Origin of the sequence: Rathayibacter rhapontici (genome assembly GCF_001995175.1) — a bacterium.
Taxonomy (GTDB): Bacteria; Actinomycetota; Actinomycetes; order Actinomycetales; family Microbacteriaceae; genus Rathayibacter.
In genome coordinates this window covers 1-17,328 of record NZ_MUKN01000033.1, presented here as the reverse complement: position 1 = coordinate 17,328, position 17,328 = coordinate 1, and the positions used below count along the sequence as shown (strand labels likewise).

The window sequence follows — 17,328 nt, the reverse complement described above, 5'->3', positions numbered from 1 at the left end:
CGTAACCCGGGTTCACCTCAGCACTCGATGACGTTGACCGCGAGGCCGCCCTCGCTCGTCTCCTTGTACTTCGAGGACATGTCGATGCCCGTCTGCCGCATCGTCTCGATCACGGTGTCGAGCGAGACCCGGTGCGTCCCGTCTCCGTGCAGGGCCAGGCGGGCGGCGCTGACCGCGGTGGACGCGGCGATGGCGTTGCGCTCGATGCAGGGGATCTGCACGAGTCCGCCGACCGGGTCGCAGGTGAGTCCGAGGTGGTGCTCCATCGCGATCTCGGCGGCGTTCTCGACCTGGCGGGGGCTTCCGCCCAGCACGGCGCAGAGGGCGCCAGCCGCCATCGCGCAGGCCGAGCCGACCTCGCCCTGGCAGCCCGCCTCCGCTCCCGAGATCGAGGCGTTGGTCTTGCAGAGCGAGCCGATCGCGGTGGCGGTGAGGAGGAACTCCCGCAGCCCCGCCCGCCCGGCACCGGGCACGAAGCGCAGGTAGTAGTGGCCGACGGCGGGGATGATGCCCGCCGCTCCGTTCGTGGGCGCCGTGACCACGCGCCCGCCGGCCGCGTTCTCCTCGTTGACGGCCAGCGCGAAGGCGTGCAGCCACTCCACGGCCGTCGCCCGGGCGCGGTCGAGCGGGTCCTCCTCGAGCGCCTCGAGCCGCTCGCGCATGAGCGACGCGCGGCGCTGCACGGCGAGGCCGCCGGGCAGGACGCCCTCGGTGACGAGTCCGTGCTCGACGCACGCGCCATGGCGTCCCAGATCGCGTCGAGCCGGGCGTCGACGTCGAGATCCGGATGCAGCGCCGCCTCGTTCGCCGCGGCGATCCCGGCGATGCCCGTGCCGGTCCGCTCGCAGATCGCCAGCAGATCGGAGCCCGAGACGAAGGGGTGCGGATGCGCCGCCAGCGCCGCGAGGTCGGCCCGCTCTCCCGCGCGCCGGATGAAGCCGCCGCCGATCGAGTAGTAGGTCTCCTCCCACTCCGGCAGCGCCTCCTCGCCGAGCCACACGCTGAACGTGAGCGCGTTGGGGTGCTCGGGCAGGCGGGTCCGCGGCTCGAAGGCGACGTCGTCACTCGACATCGGCAGCGGCTGCTCGCCTGCCAACAGGATCGACCCGTCGACGTCGAGGCGGCGCCAGGCCCCGCGCACCTCCTCGGGATCGCAGGTCTCGGGGTCGAGCCCCGCCAGGCCCGCGACGACCGCGTCGGGGGTGCCGTGACCGATCCCGGTGGAGCCGAGGGAGCCGTACAGGGTGCAGCCGATCCGGCTGACCCGGGGGAGGAGTCCCGCCGACCGCAGGCGCTCGGCGAGGGCGAGGGCGGCGCGCATCGGGCCGACGGTGTGCGAGCTCGACGGACCGATCCCCACGCTGAACAGGTCGAGAACGGAGACGTAGGCGCTCATGTCGAGAGACTACGCCGGGTGCGCGCGGAAGGGGCGGGCGCCGATCGGCACCCGCCCTCGCGTGGTCCTGCCCCTCAGAAGGAGCAGTGCACGTGATCGGCGTGCCCGGCGTCACCGGGGCCGAGCGAGCTGCCGGCTCCCATCGCGTCGCAGGCGGCCTGCACCGGCAGGTGGTCGGCGCCGCCCGAGACGGTGACCCCGTCGATCATGTCGATGTCGAACGCGCGCCCGGTGTAGTGCAGCGATCCCGCGCTGTGCTCCTCGCCCGCGATCGAGGTGACGCGCACCGAGAAGCCGTGCTCGGTGCTCAGTCGCAGGAGCGCGTCGAGCATCACCGGGTCCAGCTGCACGGGTCCCGACCCGGCGTGCCCCTCGGGACTCGTCATCGCCGGCCGGCCGGCCGCCGTGTCGGTGACGTTCTGCAGGGCCGTGGAGGCGGGATCCGGGGTGAGCGCCACGAACTCGATGCCCGGGTCGTCGAGGATCGCCTGCGCGGTCGCCGCCGCATCGCCGCTCGGCGGGGGAGTGGTGCCGCCTCCGGTCCCTGCAATCAGGGCCTTCCAGGTGGCGGGCCCGACGATGCCGTCCGCGGTCAGCCCGGCGCCGCTCTGGAAGCTCTTCACGGCGGCATCGGTGCCGGAGCCGAAGGCCCCGTCGACCGCGATCGACGCGCCGTTCGCGTTCAGCTGGGTCTGCGCGGCGCTCACGGCGTCACCGGAGTCGCCGCTCCGGACGGTCGTGGCCAGTGCGCCCCACGTCTGCCCGCCGATGACGCCGTCGGCGGCCAGGCCCTTCGCCGACTGGAACGCGGTGACGGCGCTCGCCGTGCCCGCTCCGAACTCCCCGTCGACGGCGAGCGACTGGCCGGAGCCGCGCAGCAGGTACTGCGCGGTGGTCACGTCGTCGCCGCGGGATCCGGAGGAGAGGACCGGCCAGTCGGCCGCCTGCGCGCTCGTGGCGACGCCGACGACGACGCCGACGGCGAGGAGCAGGGCGGTGAGGACGGCCAGGGCGCGGGCGCGGAGGCTGCGCGGCTCGTCCTCGACGATCGGGGTCGTGATGGTGGTGGTGCTGCTCATGGTCCTCATCCCTCGCTCTCGACGGCCTCGCGGGCCAGGGTCTCCCACTGCGCGTAGGCGTCGGGGTAGCCCGAGACCTGCACCGCCTGGGCCGCCTCGGTCACGCTCATCGACTCCCAGCCCGGCACGTCCAGGAGGCCCGTGTTCTCGGTCGGGCTGTTCGCGGCTCCGTAGAAGGCCCGCGAGGCGAACACCGGGTCGACGAGGTCGGCCGCGTCGCCCCAGCCGGTCGACGGCCGCTGCTGGAAGAGGCCGACCGAGTCGCGATCGCCGCCCTCGAGGTTCCGCAGCCGCGACTCCTGCATGGCCGTCGCGATCGCGACGACCCAGCCGTACTCGGGGACGCCGGCGGTCCTCCCCTCGGCGATGATCGTGCGGACGTTCGCGAGCTGCTCCTCGCTGAGGGACGCGAACGTCTCGCCCGGCTGACCCGGATCGGGGGTCGTGCCGGAGCCGGAGCCGACCAGCGACTGCCAGGTCTGCGGGCCGGCGACGCCGTCGACCGCGAGCCCGGCTCCCGACTGGAATCCCTCCACCGCCGAGGCGGTCGCCGGCCCGAACGCGCCGTCGACGGTGAGCCCGGCACCGGTCTTGTTCAGCTGCACCTGCAGCGCGGTGACGGCCTCGCCGCTGTCACCGGAGGAGACCGTCGTGATCAGCGCGGACCAGGTCTGCTCGCCCACGATCCCGTCGGAGGAGAGGCCGCGCTCGCTCTGGAACGCCCTCACCGCGTCGGCGGTCGCGGGGCCGAAGACGCCGTCGGCGTCGACCGGGTGCCCGGCCGCGGTGAGCAGGTGCTGCACGGTACGCGCGTTGGCGCTGTTCTCGCCCTCGGCGACGACGCTCCAGGCGGCGGCCGCGCTCTGCGCCGCGCTGGTCGCGGCCGCCGGGGCGGCGAAGGCAGGGGTGGCGGCGATCGGCCCGAGCGCCAGAGCGCCGCAGGCGACGCCGGCGATCAGGAGGCGCCTGCCGCGGTGCGGGGGCCTCGGCCCCGACGCCGCGCTCGCAGCCGGTGCGGTGGTGCTGGGTGTGAAGGTCGTGTTCCTCATCGTCCGTCCAGTTCCTCGAGGCCGCGGGCGGCCCGATCGTTGTCCGATCCCGGAGAGTCCGTTCTCCCGTGCACCTCCTGCCTACCCGCCTCGTCGCCGCCGAACGGACGATCGGAGGAGCCGTCCAGAGACCCTCCACCCGATGCGGAGGCGAATCCGTCGCGCGGGGGAGGTGGCACGCCGGCGCGGAGGAGGACCCTCCTCCTGCCCGAGGACAGCGCTACCCGAGGACAGCGCGACACGCCCGGGTTGCACAGGTCTCGCCCGCGCTGCTAGCGTCGCCGAGCGCGCCACCGGAGCGCGCACCCCCGACGCCTGGAAGGAGCAGTCGCATGACCACGAGACTGCTCGTCGCCGACTGCACGGTCGCCGCGTCCCGCGAACACACGCTGCCCCTCTCGGGCGAGCGCACGCCCGCGAACCTCCAGCCCGGCGTCCTCCGGACCTCCTAGGCAGCTGCCCAGGCCCCGGACGACGCCGGTTCGGGGCCCCACCGCTCCCGTCCTCCTCTGCAGGGGAGGCGGCGCGTGCACGGCTCGCGGCATCCCGCCGTCCCGAACGCGTCTCCTCCCATCCCCGGCGACCGCCGGGCCTTCACGAGAGGAAGGACCATGCAGAAGAACACCACCATGAAGAAGACCAGCACCATGCAGAAGCTCACCGACCGCCTCGTCTCCTGGGCGAGCATCCTCGACGACAACGCGCGGGAGCAGGCGCTCACCGCCTCGCGGATGCCGTTCGTGTTCCCGCACCTGGCGCTCATGCCCGACGCCCACCTCGGGCGCGGCGCGACCGTGGGGTCGGTCATCCCGACCCTCGGCGCGATCATCCCCGCGGCCGTCGGAGTCGACATCGGCTGCGGCATGATCGCCGTGCGCACCGGGTTCACGCGCGACGACCTGGCCGGCCGCGACCTCGCGGCACTCCGCGAGCAGATCGAGCGCGCCGTGCCGCTCTCGGCGGGCGCCGCGAACCGCAAGGTCGTCGCGACCGCCGAGCCGCGCGTCGCGGAGCTCGCCGCGCTCGCCGAGGCGGCGGGCTTCGACCCGGCGCGGTACTCGAAGCACTGGAGGCTGCAGCTGGGCACGCTCGGCAGCGGCAACCACTTCATCGAGGTCAGCAGCGACGAGACGGGGGCGGTCTGGCTGTTCCTGCACTCCGGCTCCCGGGGAGTGGGCAACCGGATCGCCGGCGAGCACATCCGGATCGCCCGCGACTACTGCGCACGCCACTGGATCACGCTCCCCGACCCGGATCTCGCCTACCTCGTCGAGGGCACGGCCGAGTTCGACCGCTACATCGCCGAGCTCCGCTGGGCGCAGACGTACGCGCTGCTGAACCGCGAGGAGATGATGGACCGGGTCGTCCGGCAGGTCTCGGAGTGGATCGGCACGCCGGTCGAGGAGGTGGAGCGGATCAACTGCCACCACAACTTCACCGAGCAGGAGCGCCACTTCGGCCGCGACGTCTGGGTGAGCCGGAAGGGCGCGATCCAGGCCGACGCCGGGCGTCCCGGGCTGATCCCCGGGTCGATGGGCACGGCCTCGTACGTGGTCGTCGGCCGGGGGAACGCGATGTCCCTCGACTCGTCCCCGCACGGAGCGGGTCGCGAGTACTCGCGGGCGGCGGCGCGCCGGACCTTCACGCACGACCAGCTGCGCGAGGCCATGACGGGGATCGAGTACCGCGACACGGACGCGTTCCTCGACGAGATCCCGGCGGCTTACAAGCCGATCGACCGGGTGATGGCCGACGCCGCCGACCTCGTCGAGGTGCGGCACACGCTGCGCCAGCTGGTGAACGTCAAGGGCGACTGAGAGGGCGACGGGGACGGACGGGCCGGTCGGGGATTCCCCGGCCGGCCCGTCGTCTCAGCGGATCGTCTTGCGTGCGGTGATCTGGCCGGTGTCGAAGCCCAGCAGGTGGAGACCGCCGTGGAAGCGGGCGTGCTCGACCTTGATGCAGCGGTCCATGACCACCGTCAGGCCCTTCGACTCGCCGTACTCGGCCGCCTCCTGGTTCCAGATGCCGAGCTGCACCCAGACGGTCGGCGCGCCGATCGCGACCACGTCGTCGATGACGGAGGGGATGTCGCTCGCCTTGCGGAAGACGTCGACGATGTCGGGCACGACGGGGAGGTCGGCGAGGCTCTTGTAGACGGGCTGCCCGAGGATCTCCGTGGCGTTGGGGTTCACGAAGAACAGCTCGTAGTCGCTCGACTGCTGCAGGTACGTCGAGACGAAGTACGACGAGCGGGCCGGGTTCGGCGAGGCGCCCACGATCGCGACGGTCTTCGCGCGGCGGAGGATGTCGAGGCGCTGCTTCGCGTCCGGGCCGACCCAGGTGCGCTGCGAGCGCAGCATCTTCGCCAGCGGCGAGTTGGTCGGGACGGAGCAGCTGAGCCCGTTGGACAGCTGGACGACGGTGTCGTCGGTCGTGGTCATGGGATCAGACCTCCACGGTGGGGGAGAGGAGGATCGCGGAGGCGTCCTCCGGGAGCTCGGTCGGCGCGTCCGGCGTGCCGTGCTTCTCGACCGCCTGCGCGAGCGCCTGGTCGAGGTCGTAGATGATGTCGTCGGCGTCCTCGATGCCCACCGAGAGGCGGACGAGGCCCGGCAGCACACCCGCGTCGAGCAGCTGCTGCTCGGTGAGCTGGGCGTGCGTCGTCGAGGCGGGGTGGATCACCAGCGTCTTCGCGTCGCCGATGTTGGCGAGGTGGCTGGCGAGGTCGACCGACTCGATGAAGGTCTGGCCGACCGCGCGGCCGCCCTTCACGACGAAGCTGAACACCGACCCCGGTCCCTTGGGCAGGTACTTCTGCGCGCGCTCGTGGTGCGGGTGAGCGGGCAGGCCGGCCCAGTAGACGGCCTCGATGCGCGGGTCCGCGTCGAGCCACTCGGCGACGCGGCGGGCGTTGTCGACGTGGGCCTGGATCCGGTAGGGCAGCGTCTCGACGCCCTGGGCGAGCAGGAACGCGGAGTGGGGAGCGAGGACCGGGCCGATGTCGCGCAGCTGCTCGGCGCGCAGGCGGGTGAGGAACCCGTACTCGCCGAAGTTGCCGTCCCAGGAGAGGTCGCCGTAGGAGGCGACGGAGTCGTGCAGCAGCGGGAACTTCTCGTGCGAGTAGTGGAAGCGGCCCGACTCGACGACGACGCCGCCGAGCGTGGTGCCGTGGCCGCCGAGGAACTTGGTGGCCGAGTGGATGACGATGTCGGCGCCCCACTCGATCGGGCGCACCAGATAGGGCGTCGCCACGGTCGAGTCGATGACGAGCGGGATGCCCGCGGCGTGCGCGACGGCCGCGAGGCCCTCGATGTCGGCGATCTCGCCGGACGGGTTCGCGATGGTCTCGGCGTAGAGGACCTTGGTCTTCCCGGTGATCGCCGCCGCGTAGTCGGCCGGATCGCTCGACTGCACGAAGGTCGTCTCGACCCCGAAGCGGCGCAGGGTCACGTCGAGCTGCGTGATCGACCCTCCGTAGAGGTTGGCGGAGGAGACGACGTGATCGCCCGAGCCGACGAGGGCCGCGAAGACGATGAACTGCGCCGAGAGGCCGGACGCGGTCGCCACGGCGCCGAGGCCGCCCTCGAGGCTCGCGACGCGCTCCTCGAACGAGGCGACGGTGGGGTTGGAGAGGCGCGAGTAGACGTTGCCGTACTTCTGCAGGGCGAAGCGCGCCGCGGCGTCGGCGGTGTCGTCGAAGACGAACGCGCTGGTCTGGTAGATCGGGAGCGCGCGCGCACCGGTCACCGGGTCGGGGATGTTGCCCGCGTGGATTGCACGCGTCTTGAAGCCGTACTCGCGATCTGCCATGCGATCGACGTTACCGTCGCCCTCCGACAGCGGGGCGCGAGAGCGGTCGCAGTCCGTAACAGTCCCAGGATCAGACCGTCGCGTGCACCGCCGCCAGCGCCATCGCGGCGATCGCGAACCACGAGCCGAGCGCCACGACGAGCGCTCGCCAGCCGGTCGTCACGAGCGCGCGCAGCCGGACACCGGTGCCGAGGGCGAACAGCGCCGCCGCCAGCAGCCAGGTCTGGGCGGTGTCGGCGCCGGCGAGCAGCCCCTCCGGCAGCGGCACCCAGGTGCGCAGCAGCACTGCCGCGAGGAAGCCGACCACGAACAGCGGCACGATCGCGGGCCGCGGTCCGGCCGCCTCCCCGCTCCGCCGGGTCACCGCCGCCGCCACCGCGACCATCGGCGCGAGCAGGACCACGCGAGTGAGCTTGACGACGACCGCGATCGCGAGGGCCGACGCCCCCGCGACCTGCGCCGTCGCGACGACCTGGCCGACGTCGTGCACCGACGCTCCCACCCAGTGCCCGAACTGCTCAGCCGAGAGGCCCAGCGGATGCCGCAGCGCCGGCAGCACCGCGATCGCGAGCGTTCCGCAGAGGGTCACCAGCGCGACCGGCACGGCCTGCTCCGACTCCTTCGCCCGTGTCGCCCCGGCCATCGCGCCGATCGCGGACGCACCGCAGATCGAGAACCCGGCCGCCAGCAGCAGGGGCTCCCGACCGGGCAGTCCGAGCGCCCGACCGAGCGCCCACGTGAGCGCGAAGGTCGCCAGCACGATGCCCACCACGACGAGGATCGCCGCCCAGCCCAGCGCCGCGATGTCCACGAGCGAGAGCTTCAGCCCCAGCAGCACGATCCCGGTGCGCATGAGCGTCCGAGACGAGAACCTGAGCCCCGGCGAGAGCACGCCGCCCAGCGCCGGGCGGGCCGCCGGCACCTGCGCGACGACGATCCCGAGCGCGACGGCCGCGGTGAGCATCGGCACCGCGGGCACGAGAGCGTGCAGGACGGCCGCGAGCACCGCGGCGGCCGCGCAGACCGCGACTCCGGGACCGAGTCTCCCGATCAGACCCACGACGGGAGCACATGTGCGCCTGCCAGAAGGCGAACGAGGTCTGCTGCCCGGTCCAGAGGGGGTAGAAGAAGGCGGTGAGCGCGGCGGCGAGCACGACGAACCCGAGCACGACCACGATCCCGCGGGTCCGCTTCCGGACCGGGTCGCCCGGCGAGCCCAGCACGATCCCCGCCGTCATCGCGAGCGCGAGCATCATGTACGGCTGGAACACGACGCAGTAGAACTGGAAGACCGTGCGGTCCAGGTACAGCATCCACGGCAGGTAGCCCGCGACGATGCCCATCAGGACGAAGCCCGCGCGCCACTCGCGGTACCGCGCCAGGCGGTAGAGCAGGTAGAGCAGCGCGGCGACTCCGGCGTACCAGATCAGCGGATTCGCCACCGAGGTGATCGCCTCGGCGCAGCGCACCGCGGTGCAGCCGTCGACGCCCTCGGCCCCGTCGACGAAGTACATGCTGGTCGGCCGGCTCATCAGCAGCCAGGTGAGCGGGTTCGCCTCGTAGGGGTGCGTGGCGCGCAGGTTGATCGAGTAGTCGTACATCTGCACGTGGTAATGCCAGAGGCTCTGCGCCCAGTCGGGCACCCACGCCATCGCGCCCGTCCAGGCGTTGCCCGGGGCCTCCGTCGCCCACTGCCGGGCCCAGCCGCCCGAGGTCCGGAGCCAGCCGGTCCAGGTGAGGAGGTACGCGACGAGCGCGATCGGCACGACCAGGAGGAAGGTCACCGGACCCTGCTTGAGCACGGCGCCGCTGCCCCAGAAGGGGACGCCCGCGCGGCGGCGCATCAGCGCGTCGACCACGACGAGGTAGACGCCGTAGGCCGCGAGGAAGTAGATCCCGGTCCACTTCACGCCGGCCGCGAGACCGAAGACGAAGCCCGCGACCAGGAGCCACGGCCGCCACCAGAGCACCGGCCCCCAGCTGGGCAGCGCCCCCGCCGCGACCTTCTCGGCGAGCCTCAGCTCCGCCCAGCGGCGGTCGAGCAGCACGGCCGTCACGCCGCACAGCGCGACGAGCATGAGGATCCCGTCGAGCAGCGAGACGCGCGACATCACGATCGCGTGGCCGTCGAGCGCGAGGAAGAGGCCCGCGAGCGAGGCGATCAGCGTCGAGCGGAAGAGCAGCCGCCCGACGACGATGACGAGCGCGACCGCGAGGATCCCGACGATCGCGGTCGAGATCCGCCAGCCGACGCTGTCGTCGGCGCCGAGCACGCCCATCCCGAGTCCGATGATCCACTTGCCCAGCGGCGGGTGCACGACGAAGGACGGCGCTCCCGTGAACGTGCCGACGTCGCCCGCCGCGAAGCCCGGGTCGGGGTCCTCCGGCCAGGCGCCCTCGAAGCCGAGGTTCCAGAGCGTCCAGGCGTCCTTCACGTAGAAGGTCTCGTCGAACACGAGGGAGCGGGGGTGGCCGAGGTTCCAGAGCCGCAGCACGGCCGCGAGCACGACCACGGCGATCGGCAGCCCGAGATCCCACAGCCGTCGCCGGAGCGGGGTGAGGGTCAGCCGCGCGAACACGTCGTCGAACCAGGAGCCCCGCGGCACGTCGGGGTGCGGCTCGCGCACCCGGGGTGCCGATGCGACGTCCTCCGCGGGCTCGACGGGGACCGACCGGGTCGCTCCGGCGGAGTCGAGGAGCAGGTCGTCGAAGTCGCGCTGCGGTCGGTCCGTCACCCGGCCATGCTAACGGGGCCTCACGGCACCACGACCGCCCGCCCGCGCACCTTCCCGTCGTGCAGTCGGCGGTACGCCTCCGGCGCCTCGTCGAGGGAGTAGCGCTCGGTGTGCACGCGCACGAGCCCGGCGCGGGCCAGGTCCAGCACCTCCATCAGCTCGGTCCGCGAGCCCCAGTAGGGCGCGCGCACCGAGGCGCCGTAGGGAGTGGAGAAGAACCCGGTCGGGAGCACGCCGCCGCCGATGCCGACGATCTGCACCGCTCCGTCGGCCGCGACCACCTGGCGGGCGATCTCGAGGGTCGGCTCCGCGCCGACGAAGTCGAGGACGACCTCCGCGCCCTCGCCGTCGGTGAGCTCGCGGATCCGCGCGACGACGCCCTCGTCGTCCGAGCGCAGCGTCTCGTCGGCGCCGACCTCGCGGGCCAGGGCCAGCTTCTCGTCCGAGAGGTCGAGCACCACGACCCGCACGGGCGAGATCGCCTTGAGGATCTGGATGCCGATGTGGCCGAGGCCCCCGCTGCCGATCACCACCGCGGTCGCTCCGGGCACCAGCTTCGAGGCGACCGAGCGGATCGCGTGGTACGGAGTGAGGCCCGCATCCGTCAGCGACACCGATTCCACCGGGTCGAGGTCGCCCAGCGGCACGAGGTGCCGGACGTCGTCGATCACGACGTACTCGGCCATCGCGCCGGGCGAGCCGAGACCGGGCGGGGTGATGCCGAGCTCCGCGGCGTGCGGGCAGTAGTTCTCCCGACCGGAGGCGCACGTGCGGCACACGCCGCAGCCCCACGGCCCGTAGACCGCCACCGCATCGCCGACCTCGACGCCCGTCACTCCGTCGCCCAGCTCATCGACGACTCCGGCGCCTTCGTGGCCGAGGGTCAGCGGGAGCCCGTAGGTGTACTGGTCCTCGGGGAGACCCATGAGGAACGAGTCGGAGTGGCAGAGGCCCGCCGCGGTCACCCGGAGCAGGACCTGGCCCGGCCCGGGCACGGGCTTGTCCACCTCCACGACCTCGGGCTCGCTGCCGATCTGCCGGTACTGCACTGCCTTCACGGTTCTCCTTCTCCCTCCCGCGCACGATCGCCGCGGGACCTCCACCCTCCGCTCTGCTCCTGGACCCCCGCAGGGGGCTTGCGCTCGATCGGGCTGGGAGACTGGCCGCATGATCATCCTCGCGGGCACGCCCATCGGAAACCTCGGCGACGCCTCCCGGCGGCTCGTGGAGGCGCTCTCGACCGCGAAGCACGTCGCCGCCGAGGACACCCGCGTCACGATCCAGCTGCTGCGGGCGCTCGGCATCGAGAACCGGCCGGCCCTCTACGCGCTGCACGACCACAACGAGCGCCAGCGGGCGGCCGAGCTGGTCGAGCTCGCCCGCGAGGAGGACCTGCTCGTCCTCAGCGACGCCGGCATGCCGACCGTGTCCGATCCCGGCTACCACCTCGTCGAGACGGCGGTCGCGGCCGGAGTCGCGGTGACGGCGCTCCCCGGCCCCTCGGCCGTCCTGATGGCGCTCGCCGTCTCGGGACTGCCGACCGACCGGTTCAGCTTCGAGGGCTTCCTGCCGCGCAAGCACGGCGAGCGGGTCTCGACCTTCCGCTCGCTCGTCGACGAGCGCCGCACGATGGTGTTCTTCGAGTCGCCGCACCGCATCGGCGACGCGCTCGCCGATCTGGTCGAGGCGATGGGGCCCGAGCGCCGGGTCGTCGTGTGCCGCGAGCTGACGAAGATGTTCGAGGAGGTGCGCCGGGGCACGGCGGCCGAGCTCGCCGAGTGGGCGGCCGGGGGGCTCCGCGGCGAGATCTGCCTCGTCGTGCAGGGCGCTCCGGAGCGGGAGGCGTCGCAGGAGGACGCGCTCGCCGACGTCCTCGCGCGGGTCGCCGCCGGGGCGCGGCTCAAGGAGGCGTCGGCCGAGGTCGCCGAGCGCACCGGCCTCTCGCGGCGCGAGCTCTACGAGGCGGCGCTGGCGTCGCGCCGCGGCTGAGCGCGTCGTCACACAGGAGGCGCCGCACCGCGCGGTGAATAGGATGGTCGCCATGTCCGACGGCGCCTCCTTCTATCTCACGACCCCGATCTTCTACGTCAACGACGTCCCCCACATCGGGCACGCGTACACGGAGGTCGCGGCGGACGTGCTGACCCGCTGGCACCGTCAGGCCGGTGACGACACCTGGCTGCTCACCGGCACCGACGAGCACGGCCAGAAGATCCTCCGCACCGCGACGGCGAACGGCACGACTCCGCAGGAGTGGGCAGACCGCCTCGTCGAGACCGCGTGGCAGCCCCTGCTCAGCACCATCGACATCGCCAACGACGACTTCATCCGCACCACGGACGAGCGGCACGAGGTCAACGTGCAGAAGTTCCTCCAGAAGCTCTACGACGGCGGCGCGATCTACACCGGCGAGTACGAGGGCTACTACTGCGTGGGCTGCGAGGAGTACAAGCAGCTCTCGGACCTCGACGAGGGCACCGGCGACTACGAGGGCCAGTACGTCTGCAAGATCCACTCCAAGCCGGTCGAGCTGCTCAGCGAGAAGAACTACTTCTTCAAGATGAGCGAGTACACCGAGCGCCTGCTCGCGCTCTACGAGGAGCGCCCCGACTTCGTGCAGCCGGAGTCGGCCCGCAACGAGGTCGTCAGCTTCGTGCGCCAGGGGCTCGCCGACCTCTCGATCTCGCGCTCCAGCTTCGACTGGGGCGTGAAGGTCCCGTGGGACGACTCGCACGTCGTCTACGTCTGGTTCGACGCCCTGCTCAACTACGTCACCGCCGTCGGCTACGGCCAGGACGACGAGGAGTTCGCCCGCCGCTGGCCGGCGACCCACATCGTCGGCAAGGACATCCTCCGCTTCCACGCGGTGATCTGGCCCGCCATGCTGATGGCCGCAGGTCTCGACGTGCCCAAGCAGGTCTTCGGCCACGGCTGGCTGCTCGTCGGCGGCGAGAAGATGTCGAAGTCGAAGCTCACCGGCATCGCACCCGAGCAGATCACCGACACCTTCGGCTCCGACGCGTTCCGCTACTACTTCATGCGCGCGATCACGTTCGGACAGGACGGCTCGTTCTCCTGGGAGGACCTCTCGGCGCGCTACCAGGCCGAGCTCGCGAACGGATTCGGCAACCTCGCCTCGCGCGTGATCGCCATGCTCAACCGCTACTACGACGGCGTGGTCCCCGCGCCCGCCGCGGCCACGGAGGCGGAGGAGCGGGTGCAGCGCACCGTCGCCGCCGCGGCCGCCACGGCCGACACGGCGATCGACGCCCTTGCCATCCACGACGCGATCACGGCGGTGTGGACCATCGTCGACGAGCTGAACGGCTACATCACCGAGCAGGAGCCGTGGGCGCTGGCGAAGAACGACGCCGACCGCGAGCGGCTCGGCACGGTCCTCTACACGGCGACGGAGGGGCTGCGCGCCCTGGCCGTGCTGCTCTCGCCGGTCGTGCCCCGCGCGACCGCGAAGCTGTGGACGGCACTCGGGGTCGAGGAGTCCCTCGGCGCTCTCGCGTCCCAGCCGATCCGCGAGGCGGGCGACTGGGGCCGCCTGCCCGTCGGCACGACCGTCGGCACCCTCGAGGCCCTCTTCCCCCGCATCGAGGCCCCCGCGAGCTGACCGCCCGGGCCCTCCCTCCGCTGATCGAGTAGCCCGCTCCGCGGGCGTATCGAGATCCCCGATGTCCGGAGTCGGTAGGTCTCGATCCGCCCTGCGGGGCGACTCGACCAGCGAGCTCGGTGCAGAACCTCGGCCGAGAGTGCTCCTCAGCCGGGATGGTGGATGACGGGTGCTCCTGGCAGAGGTTCTGCTGCGGCCTCGACCAGCAAGGCGGAGGGGCGGCCGACGTCACCCCGAACGCGGGCCGTCCGGGCCCTCCCGGTAGCCTGGAGCGCATGACCGACAGCCAGCACGTCCGCGCCCGCGAGAACACCTCCGGCCGCGACCTGACGTACCCTCCGCTGCCCGAGGCCCTCGTGGTCCCCGTCTACGACAACCACACGCACCTCGAGATCGCCGACGGCCTCGAGCCGCTCGACTACCGCGAGCAGCTCGACCGCGCCTCCACGGTCGGCGTCCGCGGAGTCGTCCAGGTCGGCACCGACGTGGCGACCAGCCGCTGGTCGGCCGAGATGGCCGCCTCCGAGCCGCGCATGCTCGCCGCCGTCGCGATCCACCCCAACGAGGCCCCCGAGCTCGACGCGCGGGGCGAGCTCGACGACGCCCTCGCGGTGATCGCCGAGCTCTCGACGCAGCCCCGCGTGCGCGCCGTCGGCGAGACGGGTCTCGACTACTTCCGCACCGGCGAGAGCGGCCGCGGGGCGCAGCAGCGCTCGTTCGAGGAGCACATCCGCATCGCGAAGGAGGCGGGCATCGCGCTGCAGATCCACGACCGCGACGCCCACCGCGAGGTGATGGAGACGCTCCGCCGGGTCGGCGCCCCCGAGCGCACCGTCTTCCACTGCTTCTCCGGCGACGCCGAGATGGCCCGGATGTGCGCCGAGGAGGGCTGGTACCTCTCGTTCGCCGGCAACGTGACCTTCAAGAACGCGGAGCCGCTCCGCGAGGCGCTCGCCGTCACTCCGCGGCACCTGATCCTCGTCGAGACGGACGCGCCGTTCCTCACTCCGATGCCGCTGCGCGGACGCCCGAACGCCCCCTACCTCCTCCCGCACACGCTGCGCGCCATGGCCGCGCACCTCGAGACCGACGTGGGGCACCTGGCTGCGACGATCGCCTCCAACACCGAGCAGGTCTACGGCGAGTGGGGCGGCGAGGTCGGATCGGAGCCGACGGAGCCCGTGGGACAGCTCGCATGAGCGGCCGTCACGCGGCCGAGGTCGAGGCGGCGTCCGTCCCTCGACTGCTCGGCCCCGCCGAGATCCGCGATCTCGCGCAGCTGCTCGACGTCACTCCGACCAAGAAGCTCGGCCAGAACTTCGTGCACGACGCCAACACCGTGCGCCGCATCGTCAAGCTCGCCGGAGTGCGGGCGGGCGAGACGGTCGTCGAGATCGGCCCGGGCCTGGGCTCCCTGACGCTGGGCCTGCTCGAGGTGGGCGCGCAGGTCGTCGCCGTCGAGATCGACGGGCGCCTCGCCGAGCAGCTGCCGCACACGGTCGAGCTGATGGCTCCCGGTGCCGAGCTGCACGTCGTGCACGCCGACGCGATGAAGGTGCTCGAGCTGCCGGGCGGGCCCGTGCGGCTGGTCGCGAACCTCCCGTACAACATCTCGGTGCCGGTGCTGCTGCACTTCCTCGAGCACTTCCCGAGCATCCGCTCGGGCGTCGTGATGGTGCAGTCCGAGGTCGGCCTCCGCCTCGCCGCGGGTCCCGGCTCGAAGGTCTACGGCGGGCCGAGCGTCAAGGCGGCGTGGTTCGGCTCGTTCTCGACCGGCGGCACCGTCTCGCGGCAGATCTTCTGGCCCGTCCCCAACGTCGACAGCGTGCTCGTGTCGTTCCAGCGCGGCGAGGAGCCGGGTGACGAGGCCCTGCGCCGGGCCGTCTTCGCCGTCGTCGACGCGGCGTTCGCCCAGCGGAGGAAGATGCTGCGGCAGTCGCTCGCCACGCTGTTCGGCGACAGTGCCGCCGCGATCACCGCCCTCGAGTCCGCGGGCGTCCCGCAGACGGCGCGGGGCGAGGAGCTGACCGTCGAGTCCTTCGTCGCGCTGGGCCGGACCCTGGATCCGGCGCTCGTGCCGACCCGGGGCGGTGCGCTGCCCGAGTCGGGCTCGGACGACCCCGACGACGACGGCTCGGACCGGGACGAGGGCCCCTCCGCCACCCTGTAGCTTGGAGGCATGGCTGCTCGCGCGACGTCGACCGTGGTCCACGCGCGGGCTCCCGGCAAGATCAACGTCTTCCTCAAAGTGGGGGCGGTCCGCGACGACGGCTACCACGAGCTCGCCACGGCCTTCCAGTCGCTGTCGCTCTACGAGGACGTGCGCGCCAGCGCCGCTCCGGACTTCTCGGTCGCCTTCTCCGGCTCGATCGACACGTCCGGCCTGGCGGTCGACGGCAGCAACCTCGCCATCAAGGCCGCGAGAGCGCTCGCACGGGCCACGGGGTACCGCCGGGGCGTGCATCTCGAGATCGAGAAGAACGTCCCGATCGCGGGCGGCATGGGCGGCGGGTCGGCCGACGCCGCCGCCACGCTGCTCGCCTGCGACGCGCTCTGGGGCACGGCGTGCACCCGCGAGCAGCTCCTCGGCATCGCCGCGAGCCTGGGCGCCGATGTGCCCTTCGCCTTCACCGGCGGCACGGCGATCGGAGTGGGCCGCGGCGACGAGCTGAGCCCGGCGCTGGCCAAGGGCCGGTTCGAGTGGGTCCTCGTGCTCTCGGAGCAGGGCCTGTCGACCCCCGAGGTCTACAGCGAGCTGGACCGGCACCGCGAGCGCCACCTGCACGACTTCCGTCCGATCTCGACGTCGCCGTCCGTCGACCCGAACGTGCTGCAGGCGCTGCGGGCGGGCGACGCGGCGATGCTCGCCGATGCCATGCACAACGATCTGCAGGCGCCCGCGCTGCACCTGCAGCCGGGCCTCGCGCGGATCCTCGAGCGCGGCGAGCAGAGCGGCGCGCTCGGCGGCCTCGTGTCCGGCTCCGGCCCGACCGTCGCGTTCCTCGCGCCCGACGCCGACGCGGCGCACGAGCTCCAGCTGGAGCTGACGACGGCACGCTACAGGGCGGTCCGCGTGACCGGACCCGTGCACGGGGCACGACTGCTCTCGATCTGACGATCGGCGCCCCAGCCCGCACTCCGGACCGTGGCTTAGAGTGCGGCCATGCCCCCCAGAAGAGCCGCACTGCTCGCGATCCTCACGGGGATTGCCGCCGCCGCCGTCGCGCTCGCGAGCGCCGAGCTCGTGGCCGTGTTCACCGGTGCGGGGGGCGGTCCGCTCGTCGCGGTCGGCGGCTTCGTGATCGACATCGTGCCGGCCGGCGTGAAGGACGCGACCATCGCGCTCTTCGGCACGGGGGACAAGCTCGTCCTCCTCCTCTCGCTGGCCTTCGCCGTCGCGCTGCTGGCGGTCGCCGCGGGCCTGCTGGAGTTCCGCCGCCCGCCGCTCGGGGCGCTGCTCCTGGTCGTGGTCGCCGGCCTGGGCGCACTGGCCGCGGTGACGCGGGAGGGCGCGACCGGCCTCGCCGCGGCTCCGAGCATCGTCGGGATGGTCGCGGGAGCTGGTGCTCCGCACCGCCGCGGCTCGGCTGCGCGGCTGGGAGCAGGAGCCCGCGCAGGGCGGGACCGACCGCCG

At 72.7% G+C, this 17,328-nt stretch carries 12 protein-coding genes and 3 pseudogenes; 7 read left to right on the top strand and 8 right to left on the bottom strand.

The genetic code is table 11. The features are described 5' to 3' along the window. Positions 1-17: 17 nt before the first annotated feature. The 3 genes and pseudogenes from B0T42_RS11715 to B0T42_RS22120 all read right to left on the bottom strand — a co-directional run bounded on the left by B0T42_RS11715 (position 18) and on the right by B0T42_RS22120 (position 3,524). A pseudogene (locus B0T42_RS11715) lies at positions 18-1,396 on the bottom strand (L-serine ammonia-lyase). Positions 1,397-1,470: 74 nt separating this feature from the next. After that, on the bottom strand, positions 1,471-2,475 hold the full coding sequence (locus B0T42_RS11710) for a peptidoglycan-binding domain-containing protein (protein ID WP_077223301.1): 1,005 nt from the start codon (positions 2,473-2,475) through the stop codon (positions 1,471-1,473). A 5-nt stretch (positions 2,476-2,480) separates the two neighbouring features. Further along, entirely contained in the window at positions 2,481-3,524 is a 1,044-nt protein-coding gene (locus B0T42_RS22120; protein ID WP_077223300.1) for a peptidoglycan-binding domain-containing protein, read from the bottom strand. A 647-nt stretch (positions 3,525-4,171) separates the two neighbouring features. On the opposite strand from B0T42_RS22120, the gene B0T42_RS11700 reads away from it, so the two are divergent. Further along, positions 4,172-5,341 (top strand): RtcB family protein, encoded by a 1,170-nt coding sequence (locus B0T42_RS11700; RefSeq protein ID WP_077223317.1) that lies wholly within the window; start codon positions 4,172-4,174, stop codon positions 5,339-5,341. 54 nt (positions 5,342-5,395) lie between these two features. On the opposite strand, the gene B0T42_RS11695 is transcribed toward B0T42_RS11700, so the two are convergent. The 5 genes and pseudogenes from B0T42_RS11695 to B0T42_RS11675 form a co-directional block, all read right to left on the bottom strand. Then, entirely contained in the window at positions 5,396-5,968 is a 573-nt protein-coding gene (locus B0T42_RS11695) for a CoA-binding protein (RefSeq protein WP_077223299.1), read from the bottom strand. A gap of 4 nt (positions 5,969-5,972) precedes the next feature. After that, a complete protein-coding gene (locus B0T42_RS11690) occupies positions 5,973-7,337 on the bottom strand; it encodes an O-acetylhomoserine aminocarboxypropyltransferase/cysteine synthase family protein (RefSeq protein ID WP_077223298.1) in 1,365 nt (454 codons plus the stop codon). Between the two features lie 70 nt (positions 7,338-7,407). Beyond that, positions 7,408-8,397, bottom strand: a complete 990-nt coding sequence (locus tag B0T42_RS11685) for a YeiH family protein (RefSeq protein WP_077223297.1) — start codon at positions 8,395-8,397, stop codon at positions 7,408-7,410. 100 nt (positions 8,398-8,497) lie between these two features. Further along, positions 8,498-9,793, bottom strand: a pseudogene (locus B0T42_RS11680) (dolichyl-phosphate-mannose--protein mannosyltransferase); the annotation flags it as partial. A gap of 299 nt (positions 9,794-10,092) precedes the next feature. Next, positions 10,093-11,130, bottom strand: a complete 1,038-nt coding sequence (locus B0T42_RS11675) for an NAD(P)-dependent alcohol dehydrogenase (RefSeq protein ID WP_077223296.1) — start codon at positions 11,128-11,130, stop codon at positions 10,093-10,095. Positions 11,131-11,239: 109 nt separating this feature from the next. Between B0T42_RS11675 and rsmI the strand changes: the two genes are divergently transcribed. The 6 genes and pseudogenes from rsmI to B0T42_RS11645 form a co-directional block, all read left to right on the top strand. After that, positions 11,240-12,061 (top strand): 16S rRNA (cytidine(1402)-2'-O)-methyltransferase, encoded by an 822-nt coding sequence (gene rsmI, locus B0T42_RS11670; RefSeq protein WP_077223295.1) that lies wholly within the window; start codon positions 11,240-11,242, stop codon positions 12,059-12,061. Positions 12,062-12,113: 52 nt separating this feature from the next. Then, positions 12,114-13,694 (top strand): methionine--tRNA ligase, encoded by a 1,581-nt coding sequence (gene metG, locus B0T42_RS11665; protein ID WP_077223316.1) that lies wholly within the window; start codon positions 12,114-12,116, stop codon positions 13,692-13,694. Between the two features lie 275 nt (positions 13,695-13,969). After that, positions 13,970-14,893 carry a TatD family hydrolase gene (locus tag B0T42_RS11660; protein ID WP_077223294.1) on the top strand — a complete coding sequence of 308 codons (924 nt, stop codon included), beginning with the start codon at positions 13,970-13,972 and terminating at the stop codon, positions 14,891-14,893. Beyond that, complete coding sequence (gene rsmA, locus B0T42_RS11655) at positions 14,890-15,864, top strand: 16S rRNA (adenine(1518)-N(6)/adenine(1519)-N(6))-dimethyltransferase RsmA (RefSeq protein ID WP_077223293.1); 975 nt, start codon at positions 14,890-14,892, stop codon at positions 15,862-15,864. The genes B0T42_RS11660 and rsmA overlap by 4 nt, the downstream gene beginning before the upstream one ends. A 9-nt stretch (positions 15,865-15,873) precedes the next feature. Then, the gene (locus B0T42_RS11650) at positions 15,874-16,809 is read left to right on the top strand and encodes a 4-(cytidine 5'-diphospho)-2-C-methyl-D-erythritol kinase (protein ID WP_077223292.1); all 936 of its coding nucleotides are present in this window, start codon (positions 15,874-15,876) and stop codon (positions 16,807-16,809) included. 48 nt (positions 16,810-16,857) lie between these two features. Beyond that, positions 16,858-17,328, top strand: a pseudogene (locus B0T42_RS11645) (molybdopterin-dependent oxidoreductase); the annotation flags it as partial.